Source organism: Pseudomonas sp. 67(2021), from assembly GCF_017491835.1.
Lineage (GTDB): Bacteria > Pseudomonadota > Gammaproteobacteria > Pseudomonadales > Pseudomonadaceae > Aquipseudomonas > Aquipseudomonas atacamensis.
Map to the genome: position 1 here is coordinate 187826 of NZ_JAFGYL010000003.1, position 15355 is coordinate 203180.

15 protein-coding genes are annotated in these 15355 nt (G+C 59.7%); 12 read left to right on the forward strand and 3 right to left on the reverse strand.

Annotated elements, in window-relative coordinates:
• Positions 1–15 precede the first annotated feature (15 nt).
• Positions 16–1869, forward strand: a complete 1854-nt coding sequence (locus J5M66_RS06435; RefSeq protein WP_207807418.1) for a hypothetical protein — start codon at positions 16–18, stop codon at positions 1867–1869.
• Between the two features lie 127 nt (positions 1870–1996).
• Here the strand turns inward: J5M66_RS06435 and uraH are convergent, their stop codons facing one another.
• A complete protein-coding gene (uraH, locus tag J5M66_RS06440; protein WP_024012214.1) occupies positions 1997–2350 on the reverse strand; it encodes a hydroxyisourate hydrolase in 354 nt (117 codons plus the stop codon).
• A gap of 420 nt (positions 2351–2770) precedes the next feature.
• On the opposite strand from uraH, the gene puuE reads away from it, so the two are divergent.
• The 8 genes from puuE to J5M66_RS06480 all read left to right on the forward strand — a co-directional run bounded on the left by puuE (position 2771) and on the right by J5M66_RS06480 (position 10928).
• Positions 2771–3697, forward strand: a complete 927-nt coding sequence (gene puuE, locus J5M66_RS06445) for an allantoinase PuuE (RefSeq protein WP_024012213.1) — start codon at positions 2771–2773, stop codon at positions 3695–3697.
• Positions 3694–4209, forward strand: coding sequence for a 2-oxo-4-hydroxy-4-carboxy-5-ureidoimidazoline decarboxylase (gene uraD / locus J5M66_RS06450; RefSeq protein ID WP_207807419.1), 516 nt, complete (start codon positions 3694–3696; stop codon positions 4207–4209). The genes puuE and uraD overlap by 4 nt, the downstream gene beginning before the upstream one ends.
• An 87-nt stretch (positions 4210–4296) precedes the next feature.
• Positions 4297–5292, forward strand: a complete 996-nt coding sequence (gene alc, locus J5M66_RS06455) for an allantoicase (RefSeq protein WP_016773759.1) — start codon at positions 4297–4299, stop codon at positions 5290–5292.
• Positions 5293–5433: 141 nt separating this feature from the next.
• Positions 5434–5937, forward strand: coding sequence for an ureidoglycolate lyase (locus J5M66_RS06460; protein WP_093103207.1), 504 nt, complete (start codon positions 5434–5436; stop codon positions 5935–5937).
• A gap of 51 nt (positions 5938–5988) precedes the next feature.
• Entirely contained in the window at positions 5989–7302 is a 1314-nt protein-coding gene (locus J5M66_RS06465; protein WP_016773757.1) for a urate hydroxylase PuuD, read from the forward strand.
• A gap of 168 nt (positions 7303–7470) precedes the next feature.
• Complete coding sequence (locus J5M66_RS06470) at positions 7471–8823, forward strand: nucleobase:cation symporter-2 family protein (protein ID WP_125918589.1); 1353 nt, start codon at positions 7471–7473, stop codon at positions 8821–8823.
• A 162-nt stretch (positions 8824–8985) separates the two neighbouring features.
• Positions 8986–9771: an outer membrane protein OmpK gene (locus J5M66_RS06475; protein ID WP_123443432.1), complete on the forward strand. Its 786-nt coding sequence runs from the start codon at positions 8986–8988 to the stop codon at positions 9769–9771.
• A gap of 371 nt (positions 9772–10142) precedes the next feature.
• Positions 10143–10928, forward strand: coding sequence for an outer membrane protein OmpK (locus tag J5M66_RS06480; protein ID WP_016773754.1), 786 nt, complete (start codon positions 10143–10145; stop codon positions 10926–10928).
• Between the two features lie 132 nt (positions 10929–11060).
• On the opposite strand, the gene J5M66_RS06485 is transcribed toward J5M66_RS06480, so the two are convergent.
• Positions 11061–12233: a patatin-like phospholipase family protein gene (locus J5M66_RS06485; RefSeq protein WP_110601234.1), complete on the reverse strand. Its 1173-nt coding sequence runs from the start codon at positions 12231–12233 to the stop codon at positions 11061–11063.
• A gap of 34 nt (positions 12234–12267) precedes the next feature.
• Positions 12268–13200 (reverse strand): lipid A biosynthesis lauroyl acyltransferase, encoded by a 933-nt coding sequence (locus tag J5M66_RS06490; protein ID WP_130887550.1) that lies wholly within the window; start codon positions 13198–13200, stop codon positions 12268–12270.
• Between the two features lie 117 nt (positions 13201–13317).
• Between J5M66_RS06490 and minC the strand changes: the two genes are divergently transcribed.
• From minC to minE, 3 genes are all read left to right on the forward strand, one after another.
• Positions 13318–14055 (forward strand): septum site-determining protein MinC, encoded by a 738-nt coding sequence (gene minC, locus J5M66_RS06495; protein ID WP_024012205.1) that lies wholly within the window; start codon positions 13318–13320, stop codon positions 14053–14055.
• A gap of 169 nt (positions 14056–14224) precedes the next feature.
• A complete protein-coding gene (gene minD, locus J5M66_RS06500) occupies positions 14225–15037 on the forward strand; it encodes a septum site-determining protein MinD (RefSeq protein ID WP_007913953.1) in 813 nt (270 codons plus the stop codon).
• Complete coding sequence (minE, locus tag J5M66_RS06505) at positions 15037–15291, forward strand: cell division topological specificity factor MinE (RefSeq protein WP_003223146.1); 255 nt, start codon at positions 15037–15039, stop codon at positions 15289–15291. The genes minD and minE overlap by 1 nt, the downstream gene beginning before the upstream one ends.
• Positions 15292–15355: the final 64 nt, after the last annotated feature.

Here is a 15355-nt window from a genome sequence, read left to right on the forward strand (position 1 = left end):
TACCGAGCATTCCCCATGGCCAAGTCACCCAAAAAAGTCCCTGCAGTAAAACCACCCAATGCCCCCGATGCTGGACATTCCGGCTCACCGCCTCTCGTCAGCCGTATGGGCCTGGACATGCCTGACGCCCTGCTTCTGGGCATCGATTCACCGGCCGTCAGTCAAGCGGCAAGCACATCTGCCGCAGCCAGCACACTGCCCACGGTTATTGTTCACGCCTTGCCGGATGCAACGGAGAACTTCAGCGCCACTCGTAACGCAATCGCCTGGCCGCAAGAGCGTTTCCACGAACTGGTACCCGTGGCGCAGAACGAAGGTTTGTTCACCGGACCGGATCAGCGCACGTACGCTCAGATCGCTAATGAAGGCCAGTTCGTCGTCGAGCAGGACGGGCAAGGCAATTATCATGTGCCTCTGACCTTCGCACCCGGTGTGCCCGGCCTGCCCCTGACGCGCCTCGAGGGTCAGACGACTTGGCAGATCCGGCGGCCCGAGAGGCTATCCAACCGGCCTGCATCCGCCAGCCCCAACCTGCCCTCATACATCTCGCCTGCCGACGCCATGACGCTGAGCAAGCCTGAGCTGGCAACGGAGGGCCTTCGATACAACAGACTCAGGCAGACCTTCGTAACGACGGTGGACGGCACGGTCATGGTGCGCAAAAACAAGGATGGCGAATACCAACAAGCGTTTGCCTCGACGAGCAATGCACCCGACGTTTTCTTCGAGCAAATCCCCGGCACTGTTTTCTGGCGACAAAAACCGCCAGGGGCGAAGCCATCGCAAACGCAAGGCCAATCCAGCCAGCCAGGCGAACAGACCGACCAGGCAACACCTGGCCCGAGCAAGCGTCCCCGACTTGCCGAAGCCGTAGAGACGCTAACCGCGGCGACAGCCAAGCCGTCCTCTGACAACGACCAGACGCCGTATTTCTGGCTTCCCTGGGGGCATCTGAACAAACCTGCGCACACCGAATCGGTACAGCTTGGCTGGCTGCATTATCCAATCGTTCCGGTTGGCTCGAATACGGCGCCCACCGTGTATTTCGTATGTCATCCCGAGTTTTTCCCGAGCGGTTTCGACGCTTTCGAGAACATGCTGAAAAACGCCCCCGAGCAACAGCCGGTGGCGACGTTTCGAATCGGCAGCGATCCAGGTGAAGTCCATCCGGGCAAACGCTTTTTCGAAGAGCCGATAGCAACGTCCGTCGCTCGCGCGTTCCCTGATTTTTCGCAAGCGACAACGACAGCCGTTGCCCGCAGGTTATTCGAACTCGCCGATCATTCCCCGACGATTACCGGCACCGGTCTGATCAACGTTCAGGCCGTCTTGCATCAATGGAAGCAATTGCCATTTTCCACAGCACCTGATTTTGCCGACCCGCTGAATATGCTCGCCACAGCGCCAGACATCGACCTGGGGGGCAAGCGGCTTATCCCGATGCCTTCCCAGACCGACAGCGAATTGCAACGCCTGACCTTTGATCCACAGCACTTCTCCTCCGCCTGGAATCATTACAAGACCTATCCATCAGATCTGAATCTGCGGCGATTGCTCGGCGCGTTGCTGGTCGGCTGTGGTTACGAGCTGTTTCCACTGACCTATGAACACAGAATGCCGACGCTGGTATTCAAACGAGCCGGTCACGATCAAATCTTCTTTTTGAAACTGGGGGCAATCAGTCAAGCCGGCCTGACTCACGTTCCTGGCAACGAACTGACAGAACCGAGCTTGCCCGCCAGAATCGGTCAGGACGCCTTCAAGGCACTGACCGATGCAGCGGAGCAGAACAAAGTGGTATGGCTGATAGGAGGCGTATTGAAGGTCGCGTCCACGCCAGACTCGGTGTTCATTATTCGCGAGCGTTGACCCGAGACTCGACTGTGCCGGCAGTTGCGCCGTAAAAACGCATAAAAAAAGCCCGCAGTGTGAGCGGGCGAAAGACCAAAGAAGCTATATGCGCAGTCGCTTCCCGGTGGGGGCAGCTGCTTGGGGGTCAGCTGCCCCGATACGTGGAATAGCTGTAAGGCGAAATCAGCAGGGGCACGTGATAGTGCTCCTGCTCGGCGGAAATGCCGAAACGCAGTACGACGACATCGAGAAACGCCGGCTCGGGCAGTTGTACGCCACGGGCGCGGTAGTAATCGCCGGCATGGAACTGCACCTGATAAACCCCGGTGCGATAATCGTCGCCTTGCAGCAACGGCGCATCGACCCGGCCATCACTGTTGGTTGTCGCACTGGCGACCAATTCCAGCTGCGATCCTTCAACGCGGTACAGCTCGACCTTGATCGAGCTGCCCGGGCAACCGTGTGCAGCGTCCAAAACGTGTGTTGTCAAACGTCCCATTGATTCTGCGCGCCCGGCCGCAACAAGCGGTCAGACTTCGCGCCTCCCGAAGTCAGTTGAAAAGGAGACCGCACCGTTTCAGAGCACGAAACGCTGCGGCGAGTGACTGATTAAGACACTTTTCAAAAAAATTGTACACAATAAAAACGACATTTTTCGCTTCACCCCCGCCATGCGGGTCTTTATCACCAATTCGCAGGCAAAGCGCCTGATCATTGAACCTTCTATTCATTAGCTGACTGGTCAGGCAGGTTTCTTGCAGGCCGGAACCATTAACAGCAAAAGATGACAGCCGGTGAAAAATGCGAAAATTCGGGCTTACAAAATGTAAATAAAGTTGTATACAATCAGCCAATCGCTGTGACGCCAGCCTGCCAGGCCGCCACACCAATCTGTCAACGTACAAGAAGGAAGACTGCAGTGAGCGCTGACTACCCACGCGACCTGATCGGTTACGGCAGTAACCCTCCTCACCCACACTGGCCGGGCAATGCCCGGATCGCCCTGTCCTTCGTGCTCAATTACGAAGAAGGTGGCGAGCGCAATATTCTGCACGGCGACAAGGAGTCCGAAGCCTTCTTGTCTGAAATGGTCGCCGCTCAGCCGCTGCAAGGCGCGCGCAACATGAGCATGGAATCGCTTTACGAGTATGGCAGCCGCGCCGGCGTCTGGCGGATTCTGAAGCTGTTCAAGGAATTCGACATTCCGTTGACCATCTTCGCCGTGGCCATGGCCGCCCAGCGTCACCCGGACGTAATACGTGCGATGGTCGAGGCCGGCCATGAAATCTGCAGCCACGGCTACCGCTGGATCGACTACCAGTACATGGATGAAGCGCAGGAACGCGAGCACATGCTCGAAGCGATCCGCATCCTCACCGAACTGACCGGCGAACGTCCGCTGGGCTGGTACACCGGCCGCACTGGGCCGAACACCCGTCGCCTGGTCATGGAAGAAGGCGGTTTCCTCTACGACTGCGACACCTACGACGACGACCTGCCCTACTGGGAGCCGAACAACCCGACCGGCAAACCGCATCTGGTGATCCCCTACACCCTCGACACCAACGACATGCGCTTCACGCAGGTGCAGGGTTTCAACAAGGGTGACGATTTCTTCGAATACCTCAAAGACGCGTTCGACGTGCTTTACGCCGAAGGTGCCGAGGCGCCGAAAATGCTTTCGATCGGTCTGCACTGCCGCCTGATCGGCCGCCCTGGTCGCCTCGCTTCGCTCAAGCGCTTTATCGAATACGCCAAAAGTCATGAACAGGTGTGGTTCAGCCGTCGCGTCGACATCGCGCGACACTGGCAAGAAACCCACCCGTACCAAGGGACTGCAAAATGAGCCGCTTTCAAACCCTGCAACCGTCGACCCTGAGCCGCGACGCTTTCGTCAAAGCCTTCGCCGACATCTACGAACATTCGCCATGGGTGGCCGAAAGGGCCTACGACCTCGGTGCGGACGCTTCGATCGACGAGATCGAAACCCTGCACCAGCGCATGAGCGATATCCTGTTGAGCGCCGATCATGCCAGCCAGCTGGCCCTGATCAACGCTCACCCGGACCTGGCCGGCAAAGCTGCCGTCCAGGGCCAACTGACCGAAGCCAGCACCAATGAACAGGCTGGCGCCGGTATTCACCAATGCACGGCCGAAGAGTTCCAGCGCTTCACCGAGCTGAACGACGCCTACAAAGCCAAGTTCAAGTTTCCCTTCATCATGGCGGTAAAAGGCAGCAACCGGCATCAGATCCTCGCGGCGTTCGAAACGCGCATCAACAATTCGGTGGAAGCCGAGTTCAAATGCGCGCTGGCGGAGATCAACAAGATTGCCCTGTTCCGTTTACTGACTCTTTAGCAAGCCTGGCCCGAGCGTGAATGAACGCGCAAACGCCCAGGGCCCTGCGAGCATCCCCAGCCAACTTATCAAAGGCAGACAAGAAGAATGAAAGCTTACGCCGTACCTTTCGAAAAATACGTCAACCTGGCCGACGCCCGTCTGGGCACCAAGATCATTTCGGTCACCGATGACTGGTTCGCAGACGCCAATCGTCTGTTCCAACCGACCCCGGCCGTATGGAAGGAGGGCGTGTTCGACGACAACGGCAAGTGGATGGACGGCTGGGAGTCGCGCCGCAAGCGCTTCGAAGGTTTCGACAGCGCGGTGATCCGTCTGGGCGTACCGGGCTCGATCAAAGGCGTGGACATCGACACTTCATTCTTCACCGGCAACTACCCGCCATCGGCCTCGCTGGAAGCGTGCTTCCTGGCCTCGGGCGAACCGGATGAAAACACCCAGTGGACCGAAGTGCTGTCGGCCGTCGAGCTGCAGGGCAACAGCCATCACTACCATGAAATCAGCAACGACAAAGCGTTCAGCCACCTGCGCTTCAACATCTACCCGGACGGCGGTGTTGCCCGTCTGCGTGTGTACGGCATTCCGTTCCGCGACTGGTCCGCTGTGGGCGACAACGAGCAAGTGGACTTGGCAGCAGCCCTCAACGGTGGCCGCGCCCTCGCCTGCTCCGACGAACACTTCGGCCGCATGAGCAACATCCTCAACCCGGGCCGTGGCATCAACATGGGCGACGGCTGGGAAACCGCGCGTCGTCGCACACCAGGCAATGACTGGGTGATCGTCGCCCTGGGTCATCCGGGCGAGATCGAGAAGATCGTCGTCGACACCCTGCACTTCAAAGGTAACTACCCGGACACTTGCTCGATCCAGGGCGCGTTCGTGAAAGGCGGCACCGACAGCCAGATCGAAACCCAGTCGCTGTTCTGGCGCGAACTGCTGCCAAGCCAGAAGCTGGAAATGCACGCCGAACACACCTTCGTCGAGCAGATCAAGGCACTCGGCCCGATCACCCACATCCGCCTGAACGTGTTCCCGGATGGTGGTGTGAGTCGTCTGCGTGTATTGGGCAAGGTCGCTAAATAACACTGCAATGATCGTTCCCACGCTCTGCGTGGGAATGCATCACTGGACGCTCTGCGTCCGCTTTGGATGTGACGCGGAGCGTCACGGGCTGCATTCCCACGCAGAGCGTGGGAACGATCACTCAACGAAAAGAAGAACAGCATGCGCACATTGACGATTGAACCGCTGACCAAAGAAGCCTTCGCCCCTTTCGGTGACGTGATCGAAACCGACGGCAGCGATCACTTCATGATCAACAACGGTTCGACCATGCGCTTCCACAAACTGGCGACGGTCGAAACCGCTCAGCCTGAGGACAACGCGATCATCAGTATTTTCCGCGCCGACGCGCAGGACATGCCGCTGACCGTTTGCATGCTGGAACGCCATCCGCTGGGCAGCCAGGCTTTCATTCCGCTGCTCGGCAACCCCTTTCTGATCGTGGTCGCGCCAGTTGGCGATGCACCTGTATCAGGCTTGGTCCGCGCCTTCGTCACCAACGGCAGGCAGGGCATCAATTACCATCGCGGCGTCTGGCACCACCCGGTGCTGACGATCGAAAAGCGGGATGACTTCCTGGTGGTTGATCGCAGTGGCACAGGCAATAACTGCGATGAGCATTTTTTCAAAGAGGATGAGCGGTTGATCCTCGCCCCCCACCAATAAGAGAAGGTCTGATCACTCGACAACAAGAGTGACAGGCGAGAGGTAAAGACTGTGGAAGCACATCTGTTGGAATGGCTGAACCTGAGCGTGCGCTGGGTTCACATGATCACTGGCGTGGCCTGGATCGGCGCGTCGTTCTACTTCGTCTGGCTGGAGAACAACCTCAACCGCGTCAACCCGAAAACCGGTCTGGCCGGTGATCTGTGGGCGATCCACGGCGGCGGCATCTACCACCTGGAAAAATACAAACTGGCCCCACCGTCCATGCCGGACAACCTGCACTGGTTCAAGTGGGAAGCCTACTTCACCTGGATGTCGGGGATCGCGCTGCTGTGCGTGGTGTTCTACTCCAATCCGGTGCTCTACCTCGTGGCACCCGGCAGCGGCCTCAGCGGTCCTGAAGGCGTGGCCATCGGTATCGGCTCGCTGATCGTCGGCTGGTTCGTCTACGACTTCCTCTGCGATTCGGCCCTGGGCAAGAAACCCGCCCTGCTCGGCTTCATCCTGTTCGTGCTGATCATTGCCGCGGCCTATGGCTTCAGCAAAGTGTTCAGCGGGCGTGGTGCGTACCTGCACGTCGGCGCGATCATCGGCACCATCATGGTCGGCAACGTGTTCCGCATCATCATGCCGGCGCAACGCGCACTGGTCGCGGCGATCGCCGAGAACCGTACGCCGGATCCGGCCCTGCCGGCCAAGGGTCTGCTGCGTTCGCGACACAACAACTACTTCACCCTGCCAGTGCTGTTCATCATGATCAGCAACCACTTCCCGAGCACTTACGGCAGCCAGTACAACTGGTTGATCCTCGCCGGGATCGCGGTGTTGGCGGTATTGGTGCGTCACTACTTCAACACCCGTCACGACAGCCACAAGTTTGCCTGGACTCTGCCGGTGGCAGCGGTGGGCATGATCTGCCTGGCCTACGTCACTGGACCGACGCCGATGTCGACTGCACCTGAAGTGGCCAAGGCACCGGCGAAAATCGAGTACCAACCGCTGCCGGAGACGGCACTGGGCGGTGGCGCGAAACCGGCCGAAGCGGCGCAACCTGCGGCACCCGCAGCCCCTGCGGCGGCACCCGCGCAAGCCTCGAATGCCGGCCCCGGTTTCGACAAAGTGCACAACGTGATTCAAGAGCGTTGCACGGTGTGCCACTCGTCCAAGCCGACCAGCCCGTTGTTCAGCGCAGCCCCGGCCGGTGTGATGTTCGACACCCCCGAGCAGATCCGCCAGAACGCCGCGCGCATTCAGGCGCAAGCCATCACCACGCAGATCATGCCACTGGGCAACATCACCCAGATGACCCAGCAGGAACGTGACCTGATCGGTGCCTGGATTGCCCAGGGAGCGCAAACCAATTAATCGTTAAAAGCATCGCTGGCAAGCCAGCTCCCACAGGGTTTTGCATTGCCTGTGTGGGAGCGGGCTTGCCCGCGAATGGCCGCTCCGCGGTCCCCCTGATGCAAAGAAACAGCTGCAAGCAACCCGGCAGCTGTTAATCACAAGAATAAAAAAGATCCGAGGTGTTGCATGTCCGAGCTGTCCAAAGCGCGCATCCCCGACGCACCCGCCATTCAGCGTTTGCCCCTTTTGCAACTGATCCTGGTCGGTCTGCAACATGTTCTGCTGATGTACGGCGGTGCCATCGCGGTGCCGCTGATCATCGGACAGGCCGCTGGCCTGAGTCGTGAAGAAATCGCCTTCCTGATCAACGCCGACCTGCTCGTCGCCGGCATCGCCACTATCGTGCAGTCGCTCGGCATCGGCCCGATGGGCATTCGCATGCCGGTGATGATGGGCGCCAGTTTCGCTGCGGTCGGCAGCATGGTGGCCATGGCCGGGATGCCCGGCATCGGTATGCAAGGCATCTTCGGTGCGACGATAGCTGCCGGTTTCTTCGGCATGCTGATCGCGCCGTTCATGTCCAAGGTCGTGCGTTTCTTCCCGCCGCTGGTGACCGGCACGGTCATCACCTCGATCGGTTTATCGTTGTTCCCCGTGGCCGTGAACTGGGCCGGAGGCGGTGTCGAAGCCGCGCAATTCGGTTCGCCGATTTACCTGGCCATCGCCGCACTGGTGTTGGCCACCATCCTGTTGGTTCACCGCTTCATGCGCGGATTCTGGGTCAACATTTCGGTGCTGATCGGCATGTGCCTGGGCTATGTATTGTGCGGCGTGATCGGCATGGTCGACCTCAGCGGCATGGCCAGCGCACCGTGGATTCAGTTCGTCACCCCGTTGCATTTCGGCATGCCCAAGTTCGAGCTGGCGCCGATTCTGTCGATGTGTCTGGTGGTGGTGATCATCTTCGTCGAGTCCACCGGGATGTTCCTCGCGCTGGGCAAAATCACCGGCCAGGAAGTCTGCCCGCGCATGCTTCGTCGCGGCTTGCTGTGCGATGCCGGCGCGTCGTTTTTCGCCGGTTTCTTCAACACCTTCACCCACTCCTCGTTCGCGCAGAACATCGGCCTGGTGCAGATGACCGGCGTGCGCTGCCGTTCGGTGACCATCGTTGCCGGTGGTCTGCTGATCGTCCTCAGCCTGTTGCCGAAAGCGGCGTTTCTGGTGGCATCGATTCCACCGGCGGTGCTGGGCGGTGCGGCGATTGCGATGTTCGGCATGGTCGCCGCGACTGGCATCAAAATCCTCCAAGAGGCGGACATCGGTGACCGCCGCAATCAGCTGCTGGTCGCGGTGAGCATCGGCATGGGCCTGATCCCGGTGGTGCGTCCGGAATTCTTCGCCCACCTGCCGATGTGGATGAGCCCGATCACCCACAGCGGCATCGCCATGGCCACCCTCAGCGCGCTGACCCTGAACCTGCTGTTCAACATCCTCGGCGGCAAGGAGCGTGCGGCGATCAATGATTGCCATGCGCACTGATTGAAACCACCACACCACCTGTGGGAGCGAGCCTGTTCGCGAAAGCGCTGTGTCCTTCAACATTGATGGCGACTGACACAACCGCTTCGCGAGCAGGCTCGCTCCCACAGGGACTACGCAACTGCTTGTGCCTCAAACAATAAAAACAACAGGGAGCAACAGATGATCCGCACGCAAAGCAACGTTCTGTTGAGTGGCGGCCTGCTGGCCGCGAGTCAGGCCATGGCCGGCGATCTGCTGCTGTGGCAGAGCAACAGCCTCAGCTATCTGTACGGCAAGAACTTCGCGATCAACCCGTCCTATCAGCAGACGGTTACCTTCGAGCACGCCGACAAGTGGAAGTACGGCGACAACTTTCTGTTCGTCGACAAGATCTTCTACAACGGCAAGGAAGACCCGAACAAAGGTCCGCACACCTTCTACGGCGAGTTCACCCCGCGCCTGTCCTTCGGCAAGATCCTTGATCGCAAGATCGAGTTCGGCCCGATCAAGGATGTGCTGTTGGCGATGACCTACGAGTACGGCGAAGGCGAAACCGAGGCCTATCTGATCGGCCCCGGCTTCGACCTGAAAGTGCCCGGCTTCAACTACGTCACCCTGAACATTTTCCGCCGCCAGACCGAAGGCCCGCGGCCCGGCGATGGTGTCTGGCAGATCACCCCCGCGTGGTCCTACAGCTTCCCACTGGGCAATTCCGATGTGCTGATCGACGGTTACCTCGACTGGGTCGTCGACAACGACGAAAACTCACGCGGCACCTACCACGCCAACCTGCACATCAATCCGCAGATCAAATATGACCTCGGCAAAGCCATGGGCTGGAGCCAAAAGCAGGTGTACGTCGGCACCGAGTACAGCTACTGGAAGAACAAATACGGCATTGAAAACAGCCACGCGTTCGATACCAACCAGAACACCGCCAGCCTGCTGCTGAAGGTGCACTTCTGAGATGGCCCGCAACCGTGCGCCATGCTTGTCTTCGGTGCTCTGTTGCGGGGCACTTGAGCGCCGACCGAGGAGCCAGTATTCTCCGCGGCCTTCCGAATTCGCTCTAAAAAAAAACCCGAATTCAATTTCTGACCGAAAAGCCAACTTATCCCGGCTGCGGTCAGTCCTGAGGCATCCCGAAAACACGCTCGTCGACTGTTTTTCAGCAGCCGAACGGGCGTTTTTTGGTTTTTCGAAAGCCTTGGCGCAGCTTTTGCTACCAGCATTCAAAGCTGACCGATCGGATGAAATTTGCGGTACGAAAAAAGGCGCCACATCAGAGCGCCGAACTTAAAAAAATAACGTGGAACACCTACTTTGGGAGCAACCGAATGAAACGTATGTGCACCAGCCTGATGCTGGCCGGATCGATGTTCGCCGGCGGCCAGGCAATGGCCGAGGGCCTGCTGCAGTGGCAGAACAACAGCCTGACCTACCTGTATGGCAAGGACTTCCAGGTCAACCCGCGCATTCAGCAGACCGTGACCTTCGAGCACGCCGATGCCTGGAAGTATGGGGACAACTTCCTGTTCATCGACAAGATCTTCTACAACGGCAAGGATGATGGCGGCGTCGGCTCCAACACCTACTACGGCGAGCTCAGCCCGCGCCTGTCGTTCGGCAAGATCTTCGATCAGAAACTGGCCTTCGGCCCGGTGACTGACGTGTTGCTGGCCATGACCTACGAGTTCGGTGAAGGCGATACCGAGTCGTACCTGATCGGTCCGGGCTTCGACCTGGCGATTCCGGGCTTCGACTACTTCCAGCTGAACTTCTACCAGCGTCACACCCAGGGCGCACGCGCCGGTGACAATGTCTGGCAGATCACCCCGGTCTGGTCCTACACCGTCCCGGTGGGCAAATCGAACATCCTCATCGACGGCTTCATGGACTGGGTGGTCGACAACGACTCCAACTCCAAAGGCGACTACCACGCCAACCTGCACTTCAACCCACAGGTCAAATACGACCTGGGCAAGGCGCTGAATTTCGGCGAGAAGCAGTTGTATGTCGGTGTTGAGTACGACTATTGGTCGGACAAGTACGGGATCAAGGACAGCCAGTACTTCAAGACCGATCAGAGCACCACAAGCTTCCTGGTCAAGTTCCACTTCTGATCCGGCGGCATCCTCCCCGACGTCTTCGCGAGCAAGCTCGCTCCCACGGTGGTTCTATGTTGACTGCAAATTGCGCATTCAATGCAAAACCCTGTGGGAGCGAGCTTGCTCGCGAACAGGCTCACCGCAATTTCAGGCCGGAGCCACCGCTTCAGATATCCGCAAAAACCGGCAAAGCTCTTCACGCTTGGCCAACGCATCCCGCCGCCCCAACTCGATCAACTCGCTGCAATACCCCGCCTCGAACAGCAGATAACTGAGCACCCCCGCCCCGCTCGTCTTCGTCGCGCCCGGCCCGCGCAGAAACAGGCGCAACGCCGCCGGTAACTCCTGGCGATGCCGCGCGGCGATTTCGTCGATCGGCTGACTCGGCGCAATCACCAGCACTTCCACCGGCGCCACACCCAGCGCACGGGTCGGCGTGCCGGCCGGGAGCAAATGACTGAACTGATTCAGACGCTGCAGCAACTCGATATCGCTCTCCAGACTGTCGATGAACGTGCTGTTGAGCATGTGCCCGCCGATCTGCGCCAGCGTCGGTTGCTGGCCGCTGTAGGCGCGCTCCAGCGGCTGCTGCAGATCGACGCCGCGCGGGTTGCCGCTGACGCCCACCACCAGCACGCGACTGGCACCCAGATGCAGCGCCGGGCTGATCGGCGCCGACTGGCGCACTGCGCCGTCACCGAAATATTCCTCGCCGATTTTCACCGGCGCGAACAACAGCGGGATCGCCGAACTGGCCAACAGGTGATCGACCGACAATTGCGTCGGCACGCCAATGCGGCGGTGCCGCAGCCAGGCGTCGATGGTGCCGCCGCCCTGATAGAACGTCACCGCTTGCCCCGATTCGTAGCCGAACGCGGTCACCGCCACCGCATGCAATTGCTTGCGCGCGATGGATTCGGCGATGCCGGGCAGGTGCAGTTTTTCCTCGAGCAGTTCGCGCAGCGGCGAACTGTTGAGCAGCGCCACCGGCATCTGTCGACCGAGACCGAGCAGGCTGTGGCTGACGAAGCGGCTGGCTTGATGGATCACGCCCGGCCAGTCGCTGCGCAACACGCGGTGGCTGCGAAAGCCCTGCCAGAACTGGGTCAGGCGTTCGATGGCTGCGCGAAAGTCCGTGGCGCCACTGGCCAGGCTGACCGCATTGATCGCCCCGGCCGAGGTGCCGACGATCACCGGAAACGGATTGTCCGCGCCGACCGGCAGCAACTCGGCAATCGCCGCCAGCACCCCGACCTGATAAGCCGCCCGAGCCCCGCCGCCGGAAAGAATCAAACCTGTAACCGGTTCAGCAGGACTCATCGCAACACTCCACGGTGCTTGTCAGATCGGCTAATCAACGACGCTTGGGATAAAGCTTCGGCTCACCCGGCGGGCGACTCTTGAAGCGCCGATGCGCCCACAGGTATTGCTCGGGGCAGGCACGCAAAGCGCTCTCGACCCACTGATTGATGCGGATGCAATCGGCCTCCTCGCTTTCGCCGGGGAAGTCTTCCAGCGGCGGATGGATCACCAGGCGATAACCACTGCCGTCGGCCAGACGTTCCTGCGTGAACGGCACCACCAGCGCTTTGCCCAGCCGTGCAAACTTGGTCGTCGCAGTGACGGTGGCGGCCTGAATGCCGAACAGCGGCACAAAAATGCTCTGCTTGGCGCCGTAATCCTGATCCGGCGCATACCAGATCGCCCGTCCCGAGCGCAGCAGTTTGAGCATGCCGCGCACGTCATCGCGCTCCACCGCCAGCGAATCCAGATTGTGCCGCTCGCGGCCACGGCGCTGGACGAAGTCGAACAAGGGGTTTTTGTGTTCGCGGTACATGCCGTCGATGGTGTGCTGCTGGCCGAGCAGCGCCGCGCCGATTTCCAGCGTGGTGAAATGCGCGGCCATGAGGATCACGCCTTTGCCTTCGCGCTGGGCCCTCTGCAGATGTTCAAGGCCTTCGACGTGGGCCAGTTTTGCCAGACGCTCGCGCGACCACCACCAGCTCATCGCCATTTCAAAAAAGGCAATGCCGGTGGAGGCGAAGTTTTCCTTGAGCAGGCGTTTGCGCTCGGCGGCGGATTTTTCCGGGAAGCACAATTCCAGATTGCGCCGGGCGATGGTTCGCCGGTCGCTGGCGACGCGATACATCAACGCGCCCAAAACTCGACCGATGGTCAGCAGCGCCGGATACGGCAGCTGCACGATCAGCCACAAAAGCCCCAGGCCGCACCAGAGCGGCCAGAAGCGCGGAGCAAGATATGCTTTTCGAAAACGCGGGCGATCCATTAAAGCTTCCGTAAATACAGTGGCCGCGCATTCTACATCGTTCGACCCGGCTTGCGGCTCGCGGGCGTTCTCGTTATAAGTCTCGGCACTTTTAGTGACAAGCCGTTGTATGCCGACATGAGCCAAACCGACCCGTTAGACCAAGATCCCGTATTCCAGCTCAAGGGCAGCATGCTGGCCATCACTGTGCTGGAACTGGCCCGTAACGACCTCGAAAGCCTCGATCGGCAATTGGCCGCCAAAGTCGCCCAGGCGCCGAATTTTTTCAGCAATGCACCGCTGGTCCTGGCGCTGGACAAACTGCCGCCGAACCAAGGCGCGGTTGATCTGCCGGGGCTGATGCGCGTCTGCCGTCAGCACGGCCTTCGTACCCTGGCCATTCGTGCCAGCCGCATCGAAGACATCGCCGCTGCCATCGCCATCGACATCCCCGTGCTGCCGCCCTCCGGCGCCCGCGAGCGCCCGCTGGAGACGCCGGAAGCCGAAGTCAAAAAGAAGCCGGAAAAGCCACCTGAGCCGAGCGTCAAACCGACCCGCGTAATCACCACGCCAGTACGTGGTGGCCAGCAGATATATGCCCAGGGTGGCGATCTGGTCGTGGTCTCTTCGGTCAGTCCGGGGGCGGAACTTCTCGCCGATGGCAACATCCATGTATACGGCCCGATGCGCGGCCGAGCACTGGCCGGCGTCAAAGGTGACACCAAGGCACGGATTTTCTGTCAGCAATTGAGCGCTGAACTGATCTCCATCGCCGGTCATTACAAGGTCTCCGAGGATTTGCGTCGCGATCCGATGTGGGGCTCGGGCGTCCAGGTCAGCCTGTCAGGCGACGTGTTGAACATCATTCGGCTTTAACGGATACTGCCGCATTTTCCAAGCATCTCTAAAACGTAGCGAAAACGGCTCAAACGAAGTAGGAAAAAGGCCCAAAGCCAAATTCCAGCCAAGGCTGTCCGACTGCAGTAGTTTTCAAGAGATGTTTTTCAGGGGCTGAACAGTCCTTCTTCCTTAGGGGTGAAACACCTTGGCCAAGATTCTCGTGGTTACATCCGGCAAGGGTGGTGTGGGTAAGACCACCACCAGCGCCGCTATCGGTACCGGTCTCGCTCTGCGCGGCCACAAAACAGTGATCGTCGACTTCGACGTGGGCTTGCGTAACCTCGATCTGATCATGGGTTGCGAGCGCCGCGTGGTGTATGACTTCGTCAACGTGGTAAACGGCGAAGCCAACCTGCAACAGGCACTGATCAAAGACAAGCGTCTGGAAAACCTCTACGTACTGGCGGCCAGCCAGACCCGCGACAAAGACGCGCTGACCGTCGAAGGCGTGGAAAAAGTCCTGATGGAGCTCAAGGAACAATTCGAGTTCGTCGTCTGCGACTCCCCGGCGGGCATCGAGAAAGGTGCGCACCTGGCCATGTATTTCGCCGATGAAGCGATCGTCGTGACCAACCCGGAAGTCTCCTCGGTACGTGACTCGGACCGCATGCTCGGCCTGCTGGCAAGCAAATCGCGCCGCGCCGAACGTGGCGAAGACCCGATCAAGGAACACCTGCTGATCACCCGCTACCACCCGGAGCGTGTTGAAAAGGGCGAGATGCTCGGCGTTGAAGACGTCAAGGAAATCCTCTCGGTGACCCTGCTCGGCGTCATCCCGGAATCCCAGGCGGTGCTCAAGGCTTCCAACCAGGGCGTGCCGGTGATTCTCGACGACCAGAGCGATGCCGGTCAGGCTTACAGCGATACCGTCGACCGCCTGCTGGGCAAAGAAAAAGCCCACCGATTCCTCGATGTCGAGAAGAAGGGATTCTTCGAGCGCCTGTTTGGAGGTAGGTAATGAACCTTTTTGACTTCTTTCGTGCCAACAAAAAGCCAAGTACCGCCTCGGTAGCGAAAGAGCGTCTACAGATCATCGTGGCGCATGAGCGCGGCCAGCGCAGCACGCCGGATTACCTGCCAGCCTTGCAGAAGGAACTGGTCGACGTGATCCGCAAGTACGTCAACATCGGCAACGACGACGTACATGTTGCACTGGAAAGCCAGGGCAGTTGCTCGATTCTGGAACTCAACATCACCCTGCCCGATCGCTGAGTCGATCCGGCAGGTATGACGGCGGTTCAGGGCCATTCCCCAGTGGAATGGTCCTGAACCGCCG